General features: G+C 70.2%; 12 protein-coding genes. 9 read left to right on the top strand and 3 right to left on the bottom strand.

Annotated elements, in window-relative coordinates; genetic code table 11:
• The first annotated feature begins 813 nt into the window (after positions 1-813).
• Both ACFYPJ_RS23360 and ACFYPJ_RS23355 read left to right on the top strand, forming a co-directional pair.
• Entirely contained in the window at positions 814-2,004 is a 1,191-nt protein-coding gene (locus tag ACFYPJ_RS23360) for a radical SAM protein (protein ID WP_389020335.1), read from the top strand.
• A gap of 125 nt (positions 2,005-2,129) precedes the next feature.
• Complete coding sequence (locus ACFYPJ_RS23355; RefSeq protein WP_389020333.1) at positions 2,130-3,131, top strand: alpha/beta hydrolase; 1,002 nt, start codon at positions 2,130-2,132, stop codon at positions 3,129-3,131.
• 118 nt (positions 3,132-3,249) lie between these two features.
• Here ACFYPJ_RS23355 and ACFYPJ_RS23350 read toward each other — a convergent pair whose 3' ends face one another.
• Positions 3,250-3,849 (bottom strand): TetR/AcrR family transcriptional regulator, encoded by a 600-nt coding sequence (locus ACFYPJ_RS23350; protein WP_389020330.1) that lies wholly within the window; start codon positions 3,847-3,849, stop codon positions 3,250-3,252.
• A 300-nt stretch (positions 3,850-4,149) separates the two neighbouring features.
• Between ACFYPJ_RS23350 and ACFYPJ_RS23345 the strand changes: the two genes are divergently transcribed.
• The gene (locus ACFYPJ_RS23345) at positions 4,150-5,121 is read left to right on the top strand and encodes a quinone oxidoreductase family protein (protein ID WP_389020327.1); all 972 of its coding nucleotides are present in this window, start codon (positions 4,150-4,152) and stop codon (positions 5,119-5,121) included.
• A 255-nt stretch (positions 5,122-5,376) separates the two neighbouring features.
• Here the strand turns inward: ACFYPJ_RS23345 and ACFYPJ_RS23340 are convergent, their stop codons facing one another.
• Complete coding sequence (locus ACFYPJ_RS23340) at positions 5,377-6,249, bottom strand: alpha/beta fold hydrolase (RefSeq protein WP_389020324.1); 873 nt, start codon at positions 6,247-6,249, stop codon at positions 5,377-5,379.
• An 849-nt stretch (positions 6,250-7,098) separates the two neighbouring features.
• On the opposite strand from ACFYPJ_RS23340, the gene cseB reads away from it, so the two are divergent.
• The 4 genes from cseB (at position 7,099) to ACFYPJ_RS23320 (ending at position 12,077) form a co-directional block, all read left to right on the top strand.
• Positions 7,099-7,827, top strand: coding sequence for a two-component system response regulator CseB (gene cseB / locus ACFYPJ_RS23335; RefSeq protein ID WP_389020321.1), 729 nt, complete (start codon positions 7,099-7,101; stop codon positions 7,825-7,827).
• 127 nt (positions 7,828-7,954) lie between these two features.
• A complete protein-coding gene (locus tag ACFYPJ_RS23330; RefSeq protein WP_389020675.1) occupies positions 7,955-9,202 on the top strand; it encodes an ATP-binding protein in 1,248 nt (415 codons plus the stop codon).
• Between the two features lie 283 nt (positions 9,203-9,485).
• On the top strand, positions 9,486-10,538 hold the full coding sequence (locus tag ACFYPJ_RS23325; RefSeq protein ID WP_389020318.1) for a D-alanyl-D-alanine carboxypeptidase family protein: 1,053 nt from the start codon (positions 9,486-9,488) through the stop codon (positions 10,536-10,538).
• 720 nt (positions 10,539-11,258) lie between these two features.
• Entirely contained in the window at positions 11,259-12,077 is an 819-nt protein-coding gene (locus tag ACFYPJ_RS23320; protein WP_389020315.1) for a BlaI/MecI/CopY family transcriptional regulator, read from the top strand.
• 497 nt (positions 12,078-12,574) lie between these two features.
• Here ACFYPJ_RS23320 and ACFYPJ_RS23315 read toward each other — a convergent pair whose 3' ends face one another.
• Positions 12,575-13,876, bottom strand: a complete 1,302-nt coding sequence (locus ACFYPJ_RS23315; protein WP_389020313.1) for an FAD-binding oxidoreductase — start codon at positions 13,874-13,876, stop codon at positions 12,575-12,577.
• A 551-nt stretch (positions 13,877-14,427) separates the two neighbouring features.
• Here ACFYPJ_RS23315 and ACFYPJ_RS23310 point away from each other — a divergent pair.
• Together ACFYPJ_RS23310 and ACFYPJ_RS23305 are read left to right on the top strand one after the other, a co-directional pair.
• Positions 14,428-15,147: a hypothetical protein gene (locus tag ACFYPJ_RS23310; RefSeq protein ID WP_389020310.1), complete on the top strand. Its 720-nt coding sequence runs from the start codon at positions 14,428-14,430 to the stop codon at positions 15,145-15,147.
• 373 nt (positions 15,148-15,520) lie between these two features.
• The gene (locus tag ACFYPJ_RS23305) at positions 15,521-18,268 is read left to right on the top strand and encodes an AAA family ATPase (RefSeq protein WP_389020672.1); all 2,748 of its coding nucleotides are present in this window, start codon (positions 15,521-15,523) and stop codon (positions 18,266-18,268) included.
• The last annotated feature ends 7 nt before the right edge of the window (positions 18,269-18,275 follow it).

Genomic DNA, 18,275 nt, shown 5'->3' with positions numbered 1-18,275 from the left:
ATGCCGTCCCGGTGAAGGCCGCTGTCAGACCTCGTTGCGGTAGGCGCGAGGTCCGCGAACCCGCCGCAATCGCCGGCTACGGCCTGTCCGTCGGCACCCGGGAGAGACGAGGCTGAAAAGACCCGCCGCGAAAAGACTCACTGGCGGGCACCGCCCGACCGTTCGCGGCCTTCCCGCCACGGGCGCCGCCACCGGCAGCCGCCCTGCCCTGCAGGGTCGCGGCGGGCGTCCGGCCTCGGACCGGACGGGGCTACGAGACGCCCCTCACATCCCCGGCAAACACATGGCTCCCATATTCACTGGACGCATGTTTTCTGTGTGCTAGGGTGACCGCCATGCTTATCGAGGTCGACAGACTGTAGCCGCGCCAGGCATTCATCACGCCACCGGCCTGCGCTCCTGAGGACGCGGCATCCCAGTTCCACGCTTGAGTCGGAGTTGCGTGGCAACGTGGCGTTTTCTTCGGCCGCCATTCCCCGCATTCCTTCATCGCCCCTTTCGCCTTTCTGCGTTCCCCTCGGAGCTTGACGTCTCCGGACGTTTCGGCTCGGAACGCTTTCGGCTCGGGGCTCCTTGGCATGCGGCGGATCCTGACGGCCTCGGCACCGCGCGATGCGGACAGCGACGGTAATTCCCGGATCGCCTCCGCACAGCGGTGGGTGTGGCGTTGCCGCACTCACCTGAGCAAACGAACAATCCCTTCTCAAGATGGCATGTATAAAAGTCATGACCCACCACCAGCACGCCAATGGTTCACGCGTTCGCGCACGTCGGTCCGACGTCCCGCTCGCCAATCCCCCGCCGGGCACTCGCATGGCATCGATCCGAGACCACCTGACCGCCATGGGCGTCCCCCGGTTCCGCTACAGCCAACTCGTCACCGCCATACGCCGTGGCGAGACGGACACCTTCGAATCCGTCCACGAACTACCCGCTGACCTGCGGCGCAGCCTCACCGAACGGTTCGGGCCGCGGCTGCTGCCCATCGTTGCGGTCTCCTGCCAGTCCGCGGAGCAGGTGGAGAAGGTCGTCTTCGAGTCGGATCCAGGAACGCGATTCGAAACCGTTCTCTCCCGCTACCGGGCCGGCTGGTCCTCGATCTGCGTGTCGTCCCAGGCCGGCTGCGGACTGGGGTGCACCTTCTGCGCGACCGGTGCCGCCGGCCTCGCCAGGAATCTGACGCCCGACGAGATCTACGCCCAGGTCGTGCACCCACGCTGGCGCCAGCACGACAACGCACTGCCGGACAGTGTGGCGTTCATGGGCATGGGCGAGGCACTGGCCAACCCGCATGTGTTCGATGCACTCACGCTGCTCTCGGACCGCGGTTTCGGCGATATCTCACCACGCCGGATCACCGTGTCCACCGTGGGCTTCGCCCCGAACCTCCGCACGCTCACCAAGGAGCACCCGCAGGTCACGATCACCTTGTCCGTGCACTCGCCGTTCAGTGACGAGCGGGCCCGGCTGATCCCGCTGGAACGGCGCTTCCCCCTGGGTGACAACCTGGCGATCCTGGACGAGCACGTGGCCGTCGCCCGCCGCAAGATCTATCTCGCCTACCTGCTCATCGCCGGAGTCAACGACAGCCAAGACCATTTGCACCGCCTCGCCAAAATCGTGACCGCGCGCTCAAGGCCCGAGCTGTTCCACGTGAGCGTGATTCGCTACAACAAGGCGGTGGGAGCGGACCCTGACTTCCACGCACCGTCGTCGCCGCAGGTCAACCGCTTCGTCGCCGGTCTGCGCGCACTCGGTGTGCACGCCACCAGACGACGTCAGTTCGGCTCGTCCATAGATGCCGCCTGTGGCCAACTGCACGCCCGCTACGTCGCTTCCACCGCGTCCGGTGGTGTCGCCTCCACCGCGTCCGGCGATCCCGAGGTCGATCAGCGGCCGACAGCTTCCGCAGAGCACCGGCTGCTACGCGTCGTACCATCCGACCGGCAAGAGACCCGACCGACTGCGCCTGAGTGCGGTCCAAGGGCGGAAAACCACAGGTGACACACCTGACCCGGGCCCTGGCCGTCCGATGGCCACCGGGACCGGTTCAGTTCACGGACCGCGGACAACGGGGCGGCGAGACGACCGCCCCATGCTCCCCACCTCGAAAAAAGGACGAAAGACCCATGAACACCACACCTGACCAGACGCAGCACACGGCCCCGCCCGTGCCCTTCGACCCCGAACTCGCCGACACGCTGGAGAAACTGGGTCTGTCACAGTCGAACGTACCGATGTCGCACGAGGACATCCCCCAGTGGCGCACACACGTGGCAGCGGCGGACCCGTCCCTCGACGAACTGCGCGACCAGGGCAGGTTCGAGGTCCGGGAACTTCTGGTGCCCGGACCGGAGGGGGCACCGGACATCACCCTGCTCGTCGCACGCCCTGCCGGTCTGCATCAACAGGCGCCCGTTCTGTACCACATGCACGGCGGCGGCATGATCAGCGGAACGCAGCGCACCGGCGTGCAGCCGATCCTCCAGGAGTGGGCCGAACCCCTCGAAATGGTCGTCGTGTCCGTCGGCTACCGGCTCGCTCCTGAACACCCCTACCCCGCGGCGATCGAGGACTGCCATGCCGGGCTCAGGTGGGTCGCGGAGCACGCCGACACCATCGGCGCGGACCCGCAGCGCATCATCATCGCAGGCGGCAGTGCTGGTGGTGGTCTCACCGCGGCCCTGGCCCACATGGCCCGTGACCGGCAGGGTCCCGGCATCCTCGGCCATCTGATGATGTGCCCGATGCTCGACGACCACAACAACACTCATTCGGCCATACAGATGACCGGCCTGGGTGTGTGGGACCGCCATGCCAACGAACTGGGCTGGACGGCCCACCTCGGCGGGAACCAGCGCAGCCCGGAGGTCTCCTGCTACGGCGCTGCCGCCCGCGCGACGGACCTGTCCGGGCTGCCGCCCGCCTACCTCGACGTCGGTGCCGCGGAGACCTACCGCGACGAAGGCATTCAGTACGCGACGCGTATCTGGCAGGCGGGCGGCGACGCCGAGCTGCACGTCTGGGCAGGTGGATTCCACGGCTTCGATCAAATGGCACCGCACGCCGGTCTCTCCAGAGACGCCCGCCGGGCCCGTTTCCGCTGGCTCTGCCGACTGCTCAGCCGCTGAGCCGGTGAGCCTATGGGGCCGTTCAACCCAATAGGCCGCCTGGCTCAGGCTGCCGGTGAGCCGTACCGTGGCGTGGCCGCCACGGTACGGCTCACCGGCGTTGTCCGGGCCGACTGCGTCAACGGACAGGGGCGTGCTGGGCCTTGAGGTAATCGATCAGAATGTCGAGGACCGCTTCGAGGTGGGTGGTGGTGCCGGTCGACCGGAGCATCTGGACACCGCCCTGGATTCCGCCGACGAACGCGGCGGCGGCCCGGTCGGCGTCGATCACGGCGTCGATGAGGCCGCCGGCCTGCATCGTGGTGATGCCCTGGCGGATGAGCTGCTGCCAGCGGGTGAGCAGGGACTCGGCCACCTCCGCCGCGCCCGGGGTGCTGCCGACCTGGTCCATCAGGGTCGCGAGCGGACAGCGCGCGCCCTGGGCCCGGTAGCGCGCGACCACCGCGTCCCGCCAGCCGGCCCAGGCCGGCCAGGAGGTGAGCGCGTCTATGTGCGGCTGCTGGTCGGAGATGACCCGTCCGGCCTCGAAACGGGCGACGGCGAGCAGGAGTTCCTCCTTGCCGCCGGGAAAGTAGTGGAACAGCTGCCCCTTGCTGGTGCCGGTGACCTCCCTGATGTCGTCGAGCGTCACGTTCCCCGGCTCGTCGCTTCTCAGATGTGCCGACGCCCCCTCGATGATCCGCTGCCGGGTTGCGCGGCCTTTCGCCGTCAGTGCCATGCGCTCAGAGTACCCAGCCATGGGACGGTGCCTGGTCCACACGTATCTACCGTGGCATGCCCGGATTTTTTCTGTTCGCTTCCTGTTCCCCCGGTCAGGTTTGCCGCAATTCTTGGACTTGCCGGTCCAGAAATTGCGCCCTACGATCGCAGTCGTGACGCGGCGGCCCGCCGGTGGCGACACTCCCTCACGTTCGCATTCATCTTCACATATGCAAACAGATTTCCCGGGGAAAGATACTCCCCTCCGCATTGACCGCCGGTCACCGGGCGGGCGTATCGACAGAAAGAGGTGTGCGCCATGCGCGCTGTGGTGATGCAGGAGCTGGGCGGCCCGGAAGTGCTGCAGGTGCAGGAATGGCCCGACCCCGAGCCCGGACCTCGCGAACTGCTCGTCGACATCGAATTCGCCGGCATCAACTTCATGGACACCGGCTCACGGGTCGGATTCGGACTGCCCAGCGGTGTCCCGTTCATCCCCGGGGTGGAGGGTGCCGGCCGGGTCACCGCGCTCGGCGAAGGGGTCAGCGGCTTCGCCGTCGGTGACCGGGTGGCCTGGGTCTCGGTCTACGGCAGCTATGCCGAGAAGATCGCGGTCCCCGCCGACCAGGTGGTCCCGGTGCCGGACGACATCCCGAGCGATGTCGCCGCCGCGACGATGATGCAGGGACTGACCGCGCACCACTTCGTCACCGAGTCGGCACCGCTGGCCGAGGGCGACACCGCGCTCGTGCACTCCGCCGCCGGCGGTGTGGGGCGTACGGTCGTCCAGTTGCTGAAGCTGCGCGGCGTGCGGGTGATCGGTCTGGTGTCCCGTGCGGAGAAGGTCGCGACGGCGAAGGCGGCGGGCGCTGACGAGGTCCTCGTCTCCTCCGACGGCGACTTCGTGGACCGGGTCAAGGACCTGACCGGCGGCGAAGGGGTGCAGGCGGTCTTCGACGGCGGGGGCGCCAGCACGTTCTGGCCGTCGATCGAGGTGCTGGGACGGGTCGGCACACTCGTCTACTACGGTCCGCTGATCGGTGACATCCCCACGGTGCGGATGTTCGACCTGCCGAGAAGCATCAAGATCACCTATGCGGTGTACGCCGACCACGTTCACAGTCGGGAACTGCTGTTGAAACACACCGGTGACCTGTTCCAGAAGATCCGCGAAGGCGGGCTGCGGATCGACATCACCGGACGCTATGCGCTGGACGCGGCCGAGCAGGCCCACATCGACATCGAATCACGGCGCACGTCCGGCAAGCTGTTGCTCGACCCGGCTCGCTGAGCCGGACCCGTACGGACCGGCCCGGCACCCACTGACCAGCCGCAAACCGGTGTCGTGGTCGGGGCCGGCCACGGCGCCCCCACCCTCACACGACCTGCTGCCGCCCCGCCCGACGCCCAGGGAGAGCTGTTCCCGTCTCCGGCCTGCCGGTTCCGGTCTCCGGCCGACCGTTTCCAGTTCCCGGCCGACCGTTTCCAGTTCCCGGCCGGCCGGGTTCAGCACCGTCCGGCCGGATTCATCGCCACCCGGCCGGGTTCAGCGCCGTCCGGCCAGAAAGCCGGCGCACAGCCGGTTGAACAGCTCGGGGCGTTCGTACTGGGCCCAGTGTCCGGTTCTGGCAAGCAGATACAGGTCGCAGGAGGGCATCCGGTCGGCGAGCATCCGGCCGCCGGCGGGCCGGTTCACCTTGTCCGCCGCGCCCCAGACGACGAGCGTGGGCACGGCCAGGCGGACGAGGCGCTGGTCACGGGTGAGGTCCATTTTCCAGAGGGTGCGCAGGGCGCCCCGGCCGGCGGGACGGCGCAGCGGCGGTGCGGCGACGATCTCGGGGTCGAGGCTGGCCCGATAGCGGTCCTCGATGGCGGAGTCGGGGATGCCGTCGCCGTCGAAGACCAGGTAGTGGCGGATGAACTCCTCCAGCTTGCGTCGCGAGGGACCGTCGCCGGTGTAGTAGTTCAGCAGGCGGTTGACGCCGGGGGTGGGCAGGGCGCGGGTGGTGCCGATGCCGCCGGGGGCCGCCAGGACCATGCGGTCGACCCGGTCGGGGGTGTCCAGGGCCAGGCGCAGGGCGCAGGCTCCGCCGTAGGAATGGCCGACCAGATGTGCTTTGTCCAGGCCCAGTTCGTCCAGCAGGGCGCGGATGCCGTCCGCGAGGTGTCCGAAGGGGTCGGTGCGGTCGACGCCCTTGGTGCTGCGGCCGTAGCCGGGCAGGTCGGGCACGATGACCCGGTGGTCCTTCGCCAACTCCGCGATGTTGCGGACGTAGCTGGAGACACCGTCGGTGCCGGGACCGCCGCCGTGCAGCAACAGCACCGCCGGACCGTCCCCCGCCTCGGTGACGAAGATCTTCTGCCGGCCCGTGTCGTACGTCGCCTCTCGCATGGCCGGCGGGGCGGTGGGTGCGGTCATCGCGGTGTTCCTCACTGGGCGGCGTTCGCGGCGGGCGACGCACATGCCTGTCGAGCACATCGGTCCTGGACCGGGCCAGGCTAGTCGATGCCGATCCGGTGGCACGGCGCCGCCCCGGGCCACGGGTTCGGCAGCGTGACGTATGCCATCCGATGACCTACAACTGCGGCCCGACCAGGCACGACGCAGAAATGACACAGGACCGCCCGACAGGCGAACGACGGACGTCCGGCCCCGGAAGCGACGGCAGGACTGTGGGACGTCCTGCTGATACGTGTGCCGGGCGAGACACTCTCATGCCGGTGTCCGTACTGCCTCACACCCCGCGGCGTACGGCGGGATCAGATACGACGGGATCAGATCTGCGGGCCGCGGGCTGCCGGCCGCCGAGCCTGACCCCGCCCACCGGGTGCCGCCTGCTCCAGCCGGCTGCCGTGCTCCGCCCACCGGGCCGCGTCGCTCAGGGGCGCTGTGCGGCTTGGTGCTGTTGAACGTGGTGGCGGCTGAACAGGCATCGGCGGTGGCGGTGATCGTGACGTCTGGCACGGCGTCGGTCAAGGCTATCGCTCTTGGTCAGCGGCGAGGCGATACGGCAAGCGGAGACTGAGGTCGCGCCGGCGATGCTGCGGCCGTGGGCAGCATGCTCGCGGCCGCAGCGGTCTCCGTCGGGCTTCTTGACTCATTGGTGCGGGATACCTGTCGCCGGACAGCGGGCATGCCGAGGTGAACGTATTTCCTCTGAACTTCTTCCCGATCTTGGTTGAGCTCAGACGCGGTGGGCGCCGCCACCCCGTCGGACCGGAGGCGGCATGATGGTGCCCCCCGCACTCGTTTCCCGGAGGGGAAGACATGTCCGTCGCACCGGCACCGGAAAACCTCCCGGCCTCGGCCGCGATCCTGCTCGTCGAGGACGACGAGGTGATCCGCAGATCCGTCACGCTCGCGCTGGAACGGTACGGCTACCGGGTGGCCTCGGCGGGCGACGGACTGACCGGGCTGGAACGTTTCCGGGAAGGCGGGCACGACGTACTGCTCTTGGACGTGATGCTGCCCGGCCTGGACGGCATCGGGCTGTGCCGGCGGATCCGGGAGACCAGCACGGTCCCCGTCCTCATGATGTCCGCGCGCGGCGACGCGCTGGACGTGGTCTCGGGCCTGGAGGCCGGGGCCGACGACTACGTGGTCAAGCCCGTGGACACCGCCGTGCTGGTGGCCAGGATCCGCTCGCTGCTGCGGCGCGTCACCTTCGGCGGGGCCGGTGCCCCGGCGGACCCGGGCACCCGCGACACCACCAGACTGGTCTTCGGCGATCTGGCCGTCGACACCGCCGGCCTTGAGGTGTTCCGGGGCGGTGAGCCGGTCGCGCTGGCCCCCACCGAACTGCGGCTGCTGCTGGAGTTCGCCGCGAACCCGGGGGTCGTCCTCGACCGGCAGACACTGCTGCGCACCGTGTGGGACTACGGCTGGGACGGCGACACCAGAGTGGTCGATCTGTGTGTGCAGCGGCTGCGGAAGAAGATCGGCGCCGACCGGATCGAGACGGTCCGCGGCTTCGGCTACAAGCTGCGACGGCTCTGACATGCCGACCGCCCCCACGCCGCCCGCCAGACGAGCACGGCACGCCACTCGCGTACTGCACGCCCTCCGCGCACCGCTCGCTCCTCGTGCGCTGCCCGCCGCCCGTACCTTCCTCTCCGCCCGTGCGCTGCCCGCCGCCCGCGCCCTGCTCAACTGGCGTTCACTGCGCTGGAAGATCGCCCTGCTGGTGGCCGCGGCCTCGGGTGCGGTGGCGCTCACCGTCGGTCTGCTGGTCCACCGCAGCACCCTGGACCGCTCCATGAACGACGGCGCGGCGAAGGCGCTGACCGTCCTGTCCCACTCCGTGGAGGCGTACGGGCGGGACGGGACGACGTCCGCCGGCGACGTGCCGGATCCGGGCTCGATGCCGGACGCACTGCGGCACCGGCTTAAGGACCGGCCGAAGTCGACCGGCGGCGCCGCCACCTGGTACGACGGCGATCCGGTGCACCCCAGCATGTGGGCGGCGCAGACCTACCGGGGCAAGCCGTTCGCGGTGAGCGTGGACATGACCTCCGATCTGCTCACCCGGCGCGCGCTCGACCGGCACATGTGGAAGTACTCGCTGGCCGTGCTGGCCGTCGTCGTACCGGTGTCGGCACTCGCCGCCGAGTTGCCCAACCGCAGGCTGCGGCGGGTGGCGCGGACCGCGCGCCGGATCTCGGCCGGGGACCTCGCCGCACGGACCGCGGCCGGCGGCGCGGGAGACGAGATCGGCGCCATCGCGGTCACCGTGGACTCGATGGCGGACAGCCTGCACGAACGGCTGCGGGCCGAGCAGCGGTTCACCGCCGATGTCGCCCACGAGCTGCGCACCCCGCTGATGGGGCTGGTCACCGCGAGCGGGCTGCTGCCCCCGGGCGAGGCGACCGATCTGGTCCAGGACCGGGTGTCGGTACTGCGGAACCTGGTCGAAGAACTGCTGGAGATAGCCCGGCTCGACGCGGGTGCCGAGACCGCCGACGCGCGCCCGGTGCCGCTGGCCGCGGTGGTCCGGGACTCGCTGGCCCGCACCGGCCTTGAGGCACGGTTCACCGCGCACGGGGAGCCGCGGGCCGAGACCGATCCGCGCCGCCTGGACCGGATCGTCGCCAACCTGGTCGCCAACGCCCACCAGCACGGCCGTACGCCCGTCGAGGTCGAGGTGGCGGGCACGACGGTGACCGTACGCGACCACGGTCCCGGTTTCCCCGCACACCTGCTGGCCCACGGCCCGCAGCGCTTTCGCACCGGGACGGCCGAACGCGGCCGGGGACACGGCCTGGGCCTGACCATCGCACTGGGCCAGGCCCAGGTCATCGGTGCCCGGCTGGACTTCGCCAACGCGCCCGACGGAGGGGCCGTGGCCGTACTGCGGCTCCCCGCGGCTTCCTGAGCATTCCCGCCGGCCTCCGGCATCCGCCAACCTCCGGCCGCCCTCCGCCAACCTCCGGCCTCCGTCCGCCACCCCGTCACCCCGCCACCCCGCCACCTGGCCACCTGGCCACCTGGCCACCTGGCCACCTGGCATCCGCGACCCGCCATCCCGCCGTTGATACAGGGCGGATACACAGCCGAGCGATGCGGGAGATCCGGTCACGGCCGTCCCGACATCCCCGCCGCGCAAGGTGGCCGGGGTGCGTGAAGGTCACGCACGTACCCGCAGGAGGTGCGTTCTCATGTGCCCGGTCACCGGTCCCGGCGAGCCCGAACCGCGTCCGGACCAGGCGTCGCCGTCCGGTCCCCCGTTCCGTGAGTCCCGAATGGGGCGGCTGCGCCCGTCGCGCCTGACCACCATGGGGGCCGTCGGCGTCGCGGCGCTGGCCACCCTGGTGGTGCTGGCCACCACGGAGGCGGGCGGCGGCCCTGCCGCCGGTCCGGCCCGGGCCGGGTCGCCTGCCTGGCCGGCGCAGGGGCAGGCCGCCGTCTTCGTCGAGGGCCTGGGGGCCCGCGGCGACCTCGGCTCCCACGGCGCGCAGGAGCCGGTACCCATCGCCAGCGTGACCAAGGTGATGACGGCGTACGTCATCCTGCGCGACCACCCGATACCCGAGGGCGGGCGCGGAGCCGGCATCACCGTCGATGCGCAGGCCGCGCAGGAGTCCAGCCTGGGTGCGGAGTCGACCGTGCAGATCGAGGCTGGACGACGGCTGAGCGAGCGTCAGGTGCTGGAGTTGATGCTGATTCCCTCCGGGGGCAACATCGCCCGGATGCTGGCCCGTTGGGACGCCGGTTCGGAGGATGTGTTCGTACGGAAGATGAACCGCGCCGCCCGCGATCTGGGCATGACGCAGACCACGTACACCGACCCCAGCGGCATCGCCCCCACGACGGTCAGCACCTCGAAGGACCAGTTGAAGCTGGCCCGGCAGGTCATGCGTGACGCGGTGTTCCGGTCCGTCGTCGCCGAGCGGGAGGCCACCGTGCCCGGGGTGCCCGGCACCCTCCGCAACACCAACACCCTGCTCGGCGAGGACGGTGTGATAGGTGTCAAGACCGGGTCCAGCACCCCGGCGGGCGGCAACCTGATGTGGGCGGCCAGCGCGCCGGACCGCACCGGACACGACTGGCTCGTCCTGGGCGTCGTTCTCCATCAGCGGGCCGGGGCCGGCTCCGAGCAGGGACTCGACGCCGCACTCTCGGCCAGCCGTTCGCTGATCGCGAGCGTACGCCAGTGGGTGGCGGCCACCGGACCGGCAGCCTCCCCACACCGGTCTTCGCCCGGTCTCTAGCATGGCCGGGCAGGCAGCCGAACCCTGGCGGGTGATGCCCGGCACCACCGGTTACGCATCACCCGCCGGGCTCGGCTGCCGACACGCAGACACTCGGCACGCGGACGCGTCGGCGCGTCGCACGTCGGCATTCAGTCGCACGTCGCACGTCGCACATCGGCATTCAGTCGCACGTCGGCATTCAATGGGTGCTGAGAATCTGCCGAGGGGCTGTCCGGCCGCGGGCAAGGTGCGGATCCAGGTGGTCCACACCTACAACTGACGTATCCACGTCCGCAGTCGTGGTTCGGCTGGGGCGAACCGGCCCATGGCCACCTCGTGGCACGCCTCCCGCCATCGGCGGGATCGTTGCATGGCCTGCGGCCACCATCTCGTCGCCGGTCCGCAACTCACGTTGGTCAACGGTGGCCGTGCCTGATCCATTTCCACGGCCTTTGGGCCGCCGCGCCGTGACACCATGGCGAAATCGCTCCCACGTTCCCGCTCTTGCGCTGATGTGCGACCTGAGTCATGCTCAAGGGCCCCCGGCATGAAGAATGACATGACTCGGGTGGAACAACGGGTCTGCCTCATCCGTACTATCTCTACGTCGGGCTGTCCGCTTCGAGTACTGCCATGGCCACTCGGATGCCGGCCCGGAGACACATGCGCCTGGCTGTTTTTCATGCCTGCGCCACAAGGGCTGGATGCCCAGTCCTGAAACGGAAGAAAGGTAACCCCATGTCGGAGAGCACGACGGCCGGCACCGGTCTGACGTCGCAGTACGCCGCCCAGGTGACCAGCGACCTCGCACACAACATCAAGGAACAGGACCGCATCAGCGCGGAGATCACCGCGTTGCAGGAGCGGTTGGAAGCCTTGCGGCGCGACCACTCCGTGCTGGTCAACGTGCAGGAGGTGCTGGGCGTTTCACCGGCGCCGGTGCAGCCCGAGTCCAAGCCTGAGACCAAGCCCGAGGCCGTCTCGGAGAGTGCCGCTGTGCCGGCTCCCCGCAAGAAGTCCTCCGGCAGGCCCGCCGCCGCGGGCAAGCCGGCGCGGGGAAAGAAGACCGGCAGCACCGGGGGCGGCAAGAAGACCGCCGAAACCCCTGTGAAGAAGGCCACGGAGACGAAGCCCGCGGAGACTCCGGCGACGAAGGCCGCGGAAACCTCCGCAAAGAAGACCGCGGAAACGCCCGCCAAGAAGACCGCGGAAACCTCCGCAAAGAAGCCCGCGGAAACGCCCGCCAAGAAGGCTGCGGATACCTCCGCCAAGAAGACCGCCGTCAAGGCCGCGGCTGCGAAGGGGGCTCAGCCCACGCTGGTGGAGCTGGTCCGCCGTCACCTCACCGCGCAGAATGAACCGCGTTCCGCGGCCGAGGTCACCTCCGCGCTCGCCACGGCTCACCCGGAGCGTGGCATCAAGCCCACCGTCGTGCGCACCACCCTCGAAGGACTCGTCGCCAAGAACGCGGCTCAGCGCAACAAGCAGGGCAGCTCCGTCTACTACACCGCCGCCGAACCGGTCGAGCGGACGGCCGCACCGGCCTCGGACGCCTAGCCGTCCGACCAGGCCGACCAAGCCGAGCAGGTCAAGTAGGCCGACCAGGACCTTGGTCCCCGTGAGGCGGCAGCGTGAGGTGGCCCGCTCGACGACCGAGCGGGGTCTCCCTCACCGGGCACGGCCGCGCCGAGGTGACGCGGCCGGACATCGTCGGTGGGTGACACCGACAACGGCGGTGAGCGGGCCGGGCACGTATTGATGGCGAGGCCGCGCGGTGGTGTGGTGCTGCTGCCCTCGCGTTCGCCTCTTTCGGGTGCACGGTCCGCAACAGGGCCTCTGCGTCGTGACGGCACCGGGCGAAAGCCCGGTGTCCCCGCCCACGTCACCGGCGTACACGAGTCCCGCGGACCGGACCCGCCGCGCCCCGCAGAGGATCGCGCACAGCCCGCAGAGGATCGCACGCGGCCCGCATCGGACCGCCGCCGGCGGCGGGAACGCCGGCTCCCCCGTGGCGGTCCGCAACCCGGTGTGCGTGCACAGCGCACGCGGACCGGTCAGGCGGGCACGATGTTGTGGTTGTAGCGGAAGAGGTTCGCCGGGTCGTAGTCCTTCTTCACCTGGGCGAGCCTGGCGTACCGCTCCGGTCCGTAGACGGCCCGCACGCCCTCGGCGTCGGTCGCCTCGTCCGGCGACAGGAAGTTCACCATGTTCCGCTCCGCGGCCCAGGGCGCCAGCCCGTCCACCACCTTGGCCAACTCCCCGCGCAGCACCTCCGCCTGATCGAGGCCGCCCGCCCCGAACCCAAACACGACGAACGGCACTCCTCGGGTCGGTACCGAGTTGGCGGCGGCGGGCTCGCGGTCGAACGCGCCGCCCAGCGCGCGGATCTCCACGTTCGCCAGCACGGACCCGGACTCCGCTCCCGTCAGCTCCACCAGCTTCCGCGCGGTCTCCTCGGTGAACTCAGTGAGGCAGACGCTGCGGTCGAAGTACGGCATCGGGTCGACCGGGTCGAGGTGGATCTCGCCGATGGAGGTGTAGGGCTTCTCCGCCACCAGGTCGAGCAGGGCCGGCGCCGCCGCCCGCAGCGGGGCGATCAGCTTCTCGCCCTCGGCGGCCGAGCCCAGGTAGCCGATCCGCAGGTGCACCACGAACGCACCGCGCAGCGGCTCCGGCAGCACGGGCAGGTCGGGCAACCGCTGGATGCCGATGGAGGAGGTCATCTCCTCGCCCACGGTCGGCAGCCAGTCGGACCACGCGCTGAGCACCTCGGCCAGGTGCTCACCCGGGAAGTAGACGGCGCCGCCGTAGAAGCGCGTCACCGGGAACACGTCGAACTCGATCTCGGTGACGACACCGAAGTTGCCCTTGCCTCCCAGCAGCGCCCAGTACAGGTCCGGTTCGCTGTCGGGGGTGACGTGACGCAGTTCACCGTCCGCGGTCACCACGTTCAGGCGGCGCACGTGGTCGGCCGCGTAGCCCAGCGTCCGGCCCAGCAGCGGGCTCTGTCCGCCGCCAAGCGTGTACCCGACGACGCCGACGTTCGGTGCGGACCCGACGATCGCCGCCAGACCGTACTCGGCCGTGCGGGGCAGCACCTCGCTCCAGCGCACTCCGGCCTCCGCCCGGACCGTCCGCGCCTGAGCGTCGACGACGATGCCCTTCATCCGTTCCGTGGTGATCAGCAGCCCGTCGTGGGCCGGAGAGACGACCTGGTGGGCGGCGGCCTTCACGGCGATCGGCAGGCCGTACCGGTCGGCGAACCGGACAGCCGCGCGCACATCGCTGTCGTCGGCCGCGCCGACCACGACCGCCGGCCGGAAGCCGGTGTTCAGGTTGTACGTGGCACATTCCACGTCGTATCCATCGGATTCCGGCGTCAGCACCGGCCCGTTCACGGCTTCACGGAGAGCAGCTATGTCCTCCGGCTGAAGGCTCGTCCCGGCATGACTTGAAAGATGTGCACTCATTTAGATCTCACAACCTGGCTCACGGCGCGCGGAGCACCCCGTACATGAACATTCCGGCGTCGCACAGCACAGAGCAGATAAGCAGACGAGCAGATACGGGCGACGGAATCCGATCGATGGTGAAACGTATGTGACAGGTGCTGAGGTTCACTGTTCCGCGCACCGAACCGCAGCCGTCCTGAGCCGGGGGCCGCGGCCGGGCGTCGGCTCCGTCCCGCGGCCGGGCGTCCATCCGCGGACCGAGCACCGGACACCGGCGGTGTCACGCCCGTACGCGGACGCCGCCGTCCCACCTGGCGGGAGAACCGGAGAATGGTGTGGAGCGGCCGCTGTCCCACAACCAACCGGAGCACGGAGCACGGGAGCACGAAGCACCGGAGAGAACGGGCTCCGGGCCCGTACGGCGGCGTCGAGAAGACCCAGAGAGAGCGGCCCACATGCGTGTGCATTTCATCGTTCACGAGTCCTTCGAGGCACCCGGAGCCATCGAGCAGTGGGCCGTCGACCGGCGCCACACCGTCACCAGCACCCGGCTGTACGCGGGCGAACGGCTCCCTGCGGGGCCCGACGGCATCGACCTCCTCGTCGTGATGGGCGGCCCTCAGTCCCCCGCCACTACCACGGCGGAGTGCCCGTATTTCGACGCGGCGGCGGAGCTGGCGCTGATCGTCTCCTGCGCGGCCGCGGGCAAGGCCGTCCTCGGGGTCTGTCTCGGCGCGCAGTTGCTCGGCGAGGCACTGGGCGCCCCGTGCGAGCGCAGCCCGGAGCCGGAGGTCGGCGCGTTCCCCGTCACGCTCACCGAGGCCGGCCGGAGCCATCCGCTGTTCGACGGTTTCGAGGAGACGTTCGAGGTCGAGCACTGGCACGGTGACATGCCGGGGCTGACCGCCGATGCGACCGTCCTGGCCACGAGCGAGGGCTGCCCCCGGCAGATCGTCGCCTACGGCAGGCTGCTGTACGGGTTCCAGTGCCATCTGGAGTTGGACCGGGGTTTGATCGACGCGCTCATCGAGTCCGCGGGGCCGGAACTCGCCGCCCTCCGGCACCACCCGTTCGTCCAGGAGCCCGAGTCACTGCGGCGCACTGACCATCGTGCGATGAACCAGCGGCTGGCCGTTCTCCTCGACCGGATCGCCGCGGAGTACACGGCAGCGTGATGCCGGCAGGTGTCTCGCGTGCACCAGGTGTCCCAGCCACTCCAGGCGCCCCGGTCACCCCAGGCGCCCCAGGCGTCTTCCGCATATGTGTCCACCGCCGGTCCCGTCGGCCCCGCCGGTCCCGCCTCGTCCCAGCCCTTCCGAGCCCGTCCCAGCCCTGCCGACACATGAAACATGTCACTCCGACACTGTGATATCCGTCCAGTGTGTGATTCCTTCCACTTTCCGGATGACGTGAGCCATGTCGGGCGTCTACTCTGCTTGGCGGTGGTCGGGCGGAGCCGTGAGAAGCGCGCTGAGCAGTGCCGACGTGGTCGGACCGAGCTGGTTCGGCGGTGAAGGGAGCGGGACGGTGGAGTCACTCGGCGGAGCCATGATCGGCCGTGAGAGTGAGCGGGAAACGCTGTCCGCGTTCGTCAACAGCTCCAGCGGACAGGCCCTGACCCTGCGGGGCGAGACGGGTGTGGGCAAGACCGCCCTGCTCGATCACGTCGCCCGGCTCGCGGCGCGGGAGGGCCACCGGGTGATCCGGGCCGCCGGGGTCGAGGCGGAGTCGGATCTGCCGTTCGCCGGTCTGCACCAGTTCCTGTACCCGCTGCTCTCGCACATCGACCGGCTGGACGAGGCGACCCGCGCGACGTTCGACGTCGTCTTCAGAGGCAGTGAGGACAAACCCCCGTCGGTGATGGCCCTCGCCATCGCGGTCCTCGATCTGCTGTCGCTCGCCGCCTCGCAGCAGCCGCTCCTGCTGCTGGTCGACGACGGCCAGTGGCTCGACACCTCCAGCGCCGAGGTGTGCGGATTCGCGGGACGCAGGCTCGCCGGCAGTTCGGTGAAGTTCGTCATCGGACTGCGCTCCGACATCCCGTCCCGGTTCGACACGGCCGCCCTGCCGGAGCTGCAGGTGCCGCCGCTGTCCGAACCCGATGCACAACAGCTGCTGGACACGTATCACCCCGGGCTGGAACCGCAGCTCCGCCGCGTCGTCCTGGACGAGGCCCAGGGCAACCCACTGGCCCTGCTGGAGCTGCCTCCCTTTCTGAGCGGGGGCCGGGCCGGACGCGGTACCGAGGAGTCGTCCGGGTACCGGGGTGTCCCGCTGCCCCGCCGGCTCCAGCACGTCTACGGAACGCGTATCAAGGACCTGAGCGCCACCGTGCGCGCGGAACTGCTGCGCGGCGCCCTGGACGGTGTCGAGGCGGGCAAGGGAAGCGGCCGGATCGGCGGCGGCACCCGGTACCGCATGACCGACGCGGACGAGGCGGCCTTCGTCGGCCTCCTGGACATCGACCCGCTCAGCGGCGACTTCGTCTTCCGCCACCCCCTGGTGCGGTCGACCGTCGTCCAACTGGCGACCCCCAACGAGCGGCGCGCGGCGCACGCGGCCCTCGCGCAGGTGCACCAGGACGACATCGAGCGGCACGCCACCCACCTGGCGGCCTCGACGGTGGACCCCGACGAGCGGGTCGCGGCCACGCTGGAGGCGGCTGCGGACTCCGCGATCCGGCGGGGTGGCGCACTGGCGGCCATGGCCTGGCTGACCCGTGCCGCGGAGCTGAGCGAGCACCGCGAGGACCGGTCGCGGCGCCTGGGTGACGCGGCCTTCATCGCCGGGCACGCGGCTCTCCTGGAGCAGGCTCAGCGCCTGGTCCACTCCGACGTCGCACCCGGCAGAAACGAATCTCCTTCCTCGGTGGTGACCGCCGCCTACCTGGCGCTGTACCAGGACGGCGACGTACGGTCCTCGCGCCGCCAGGTCATGGCGGCGATCGAGACCATGCGGGCGAACGGGGTCGAGGGGCCGGACGAGATCCTGACCCGCCTGGTGAACCTGCTGCTCGCCATCTGCCAGTACGCGAGCGATCAGACGTCCTGGCAGGAGGCCCGCGAACTCCTCCGATCGCTGGGCGACCTGGTTCCGCCGAGATCACTGGTCTACCGCGACGCCTGGAGCGACGTGGTGCGTCACGGCACCGGCGTGCACGAGCAGGTCGAACGCGCCCTGGCGGGCCTCCCGAACCTCGAACCGTGGGACGTCACACGCCTGGGTGTCGCGGCGTACCACGTCGACGTGCTGAACCATTACCGTCCCTATCTCCAGCGCACCGTGGACCGCGAGGTCGAGACCGGGGCGATGTCGAGCGGCATGACCATGCTGCACCTGATCATGCTCGATCAGATGACCGTCGGTGAATGGGACGCGGCCGAACGCACGGGCCGACGCGGGCTGGAACTGGCGACCACACACCAGCACGCGCTGTTCGCCCACCACAGCCGTGCCTATCTGGCCCTGCTCGCCGCCATGCGCGGCGAGACGGACCGCGCGCGCGAACTGCAGGCCGCCGTCGACGCCTGGGCACGCCCCCGCGGCGTCGGCTTCCTCACCCAGATCGCCGACGCGGTCGGTACGACCGCGGCGCTGAGCGAGGGCGACTACGAAACCGCCTACCTGTACGCCATCGGCATCACGCCCCCCGGCTCGTTCGAGCCCTACGCCCACCAGGCCTCACGCACCCTGCTCGACCTGGTGGAGGCGGCGGTGCACACGGGCCGCGCGGAGCACGCCCGCCGGCACGCGCTGGCCGCGCAGGAAGCCGGACTGCCCGGCATCTCGCCCCGGCTGGCCCTGATCACCTACGGGGCGCTGGCGATGACGGCGGCGGAGGACAAGGAGGCCGCCGAGATGTACGAGCGGGTCGAAGCCCTCTCGGCCGAGGCCGGGTTCCCGTTCGAACTGGCGCGGATCCGGCTCGCCCACGGCATCCGGATCCGGCACTCGCAGGGTCCCAAGGCCGCCCGTCAGGTACTGACCCGCGCGGCCGAGTCCTTCGAACGGCTCGGCGCCGCGGCCTGGGGCCGGCGGGCCCGTGCCGAGCTGGGGGCCTCCGGCATGTCCGCCCCCGCCTCCTCCGCCCACCTGGCCTCGCTGACCTGGCAGGAGCACCGGATCGCCGATCTCGCCGCAAGTGGCCTGACCAACAAGGAGATCGGCGAGCGAATGCACCTGTCCCCGCGCACGGTCAGCTCCCATCTGTACCGGGTGTTTCCCAAACTGGGCATCGCCTCGCGCGCGGCGCTGCGCGACGCGTTGGGCACGACGTCCGCAGACCGGGAAGCGTGAAACCCCA

The sequence above is a fragment of the Streptomyces sp. NPDC006012 genome (assembly GCF_042871185.1).
Taxonomy (GTDB): domain Bacteria; phylum Actinomycetota; class Actinomycetes; order Streptomycetales; family Streptomycetaceae; genus Streptomyces.
Note: the sequence above shows the minus strand (reverse complement) of the source record. Positions and strands in the feature narration are given on the sequence as shown.

Bases quoted from the DNA above. Each gene is read 5' to 3' on its own strand.
- ACFYPJ_RS23360 (WP_389020335.1), top strand. From the start codon at position 814: ATGGCATCGATCCGAGACCACCTGACCGCCATGGGCGTCCCCCGGTTC.
- ACFYPJ_RS23355 (WP_389020333.1), top strand. From the start codon at position 2,130: ATGAACACCACACCTGACCAGACGCAGCACACGGCCCCGCCCGTGCCC.
- ACFYPJ_RS23350 (WP_389020330.1), bottom strand. From the start codon at position 3,849: ATGGCACTGACGGCGAAAGGCCGCGCAACCCGGCAGCGGATCATCGAG.
- ACFYPJ_RS23345 (WP_389020327.1), top strand. From the start codon at position 4,150: ATGCGCGCTGTGGTGATGCAGGAGCTGGGCGGCCCGGAAGTGCTGCAG.
- ACFYPJ_RS23340 (WP_389020324.1), bottom strand. From the start codon at position 6,249: ATGACCGCACCCACCGCCCCGCCGGCCATGCGAGAGGCGACGTACGAC.
- cseB (WP_389020321.1), top strand. From the start codon at position 7,099: ATGTCCGTCGCACCGGCACCGGAAAACCTCCCGGCCTCGGCCGCGATC.
- ACFYPJ_RS23325 (WP_389020318.1), top strand. From the start codon at position 9,486: ATGTGCCCGGTCACCGGTCCCGGCGAGCCCGAACCGCGTCCGGACCAG.
- ACFYPJ_RS23320 (WP_389020315.1), top strand. From the start codon at position 11,259: ATGTCGGAGAGCACGACGGCCGGCACCGGTCTGACGTCGCAGTACGCC.
- ACFYPJ_RS23310 (WP_389020310.1), top strand. From the start codon at position 14,428: ATGCGTGTGCATTTCATCGTTCACGAGTCCTTCGAGGCACCCGGAGCC.
- ACFYPJ_RS23305 (WP_389020672.1), top strand. From the start codon at position 15,521: ATGATCGGCCGTGAGAGTGAGCGGGAAACGCTGTCCGCGTTCGTCAAC.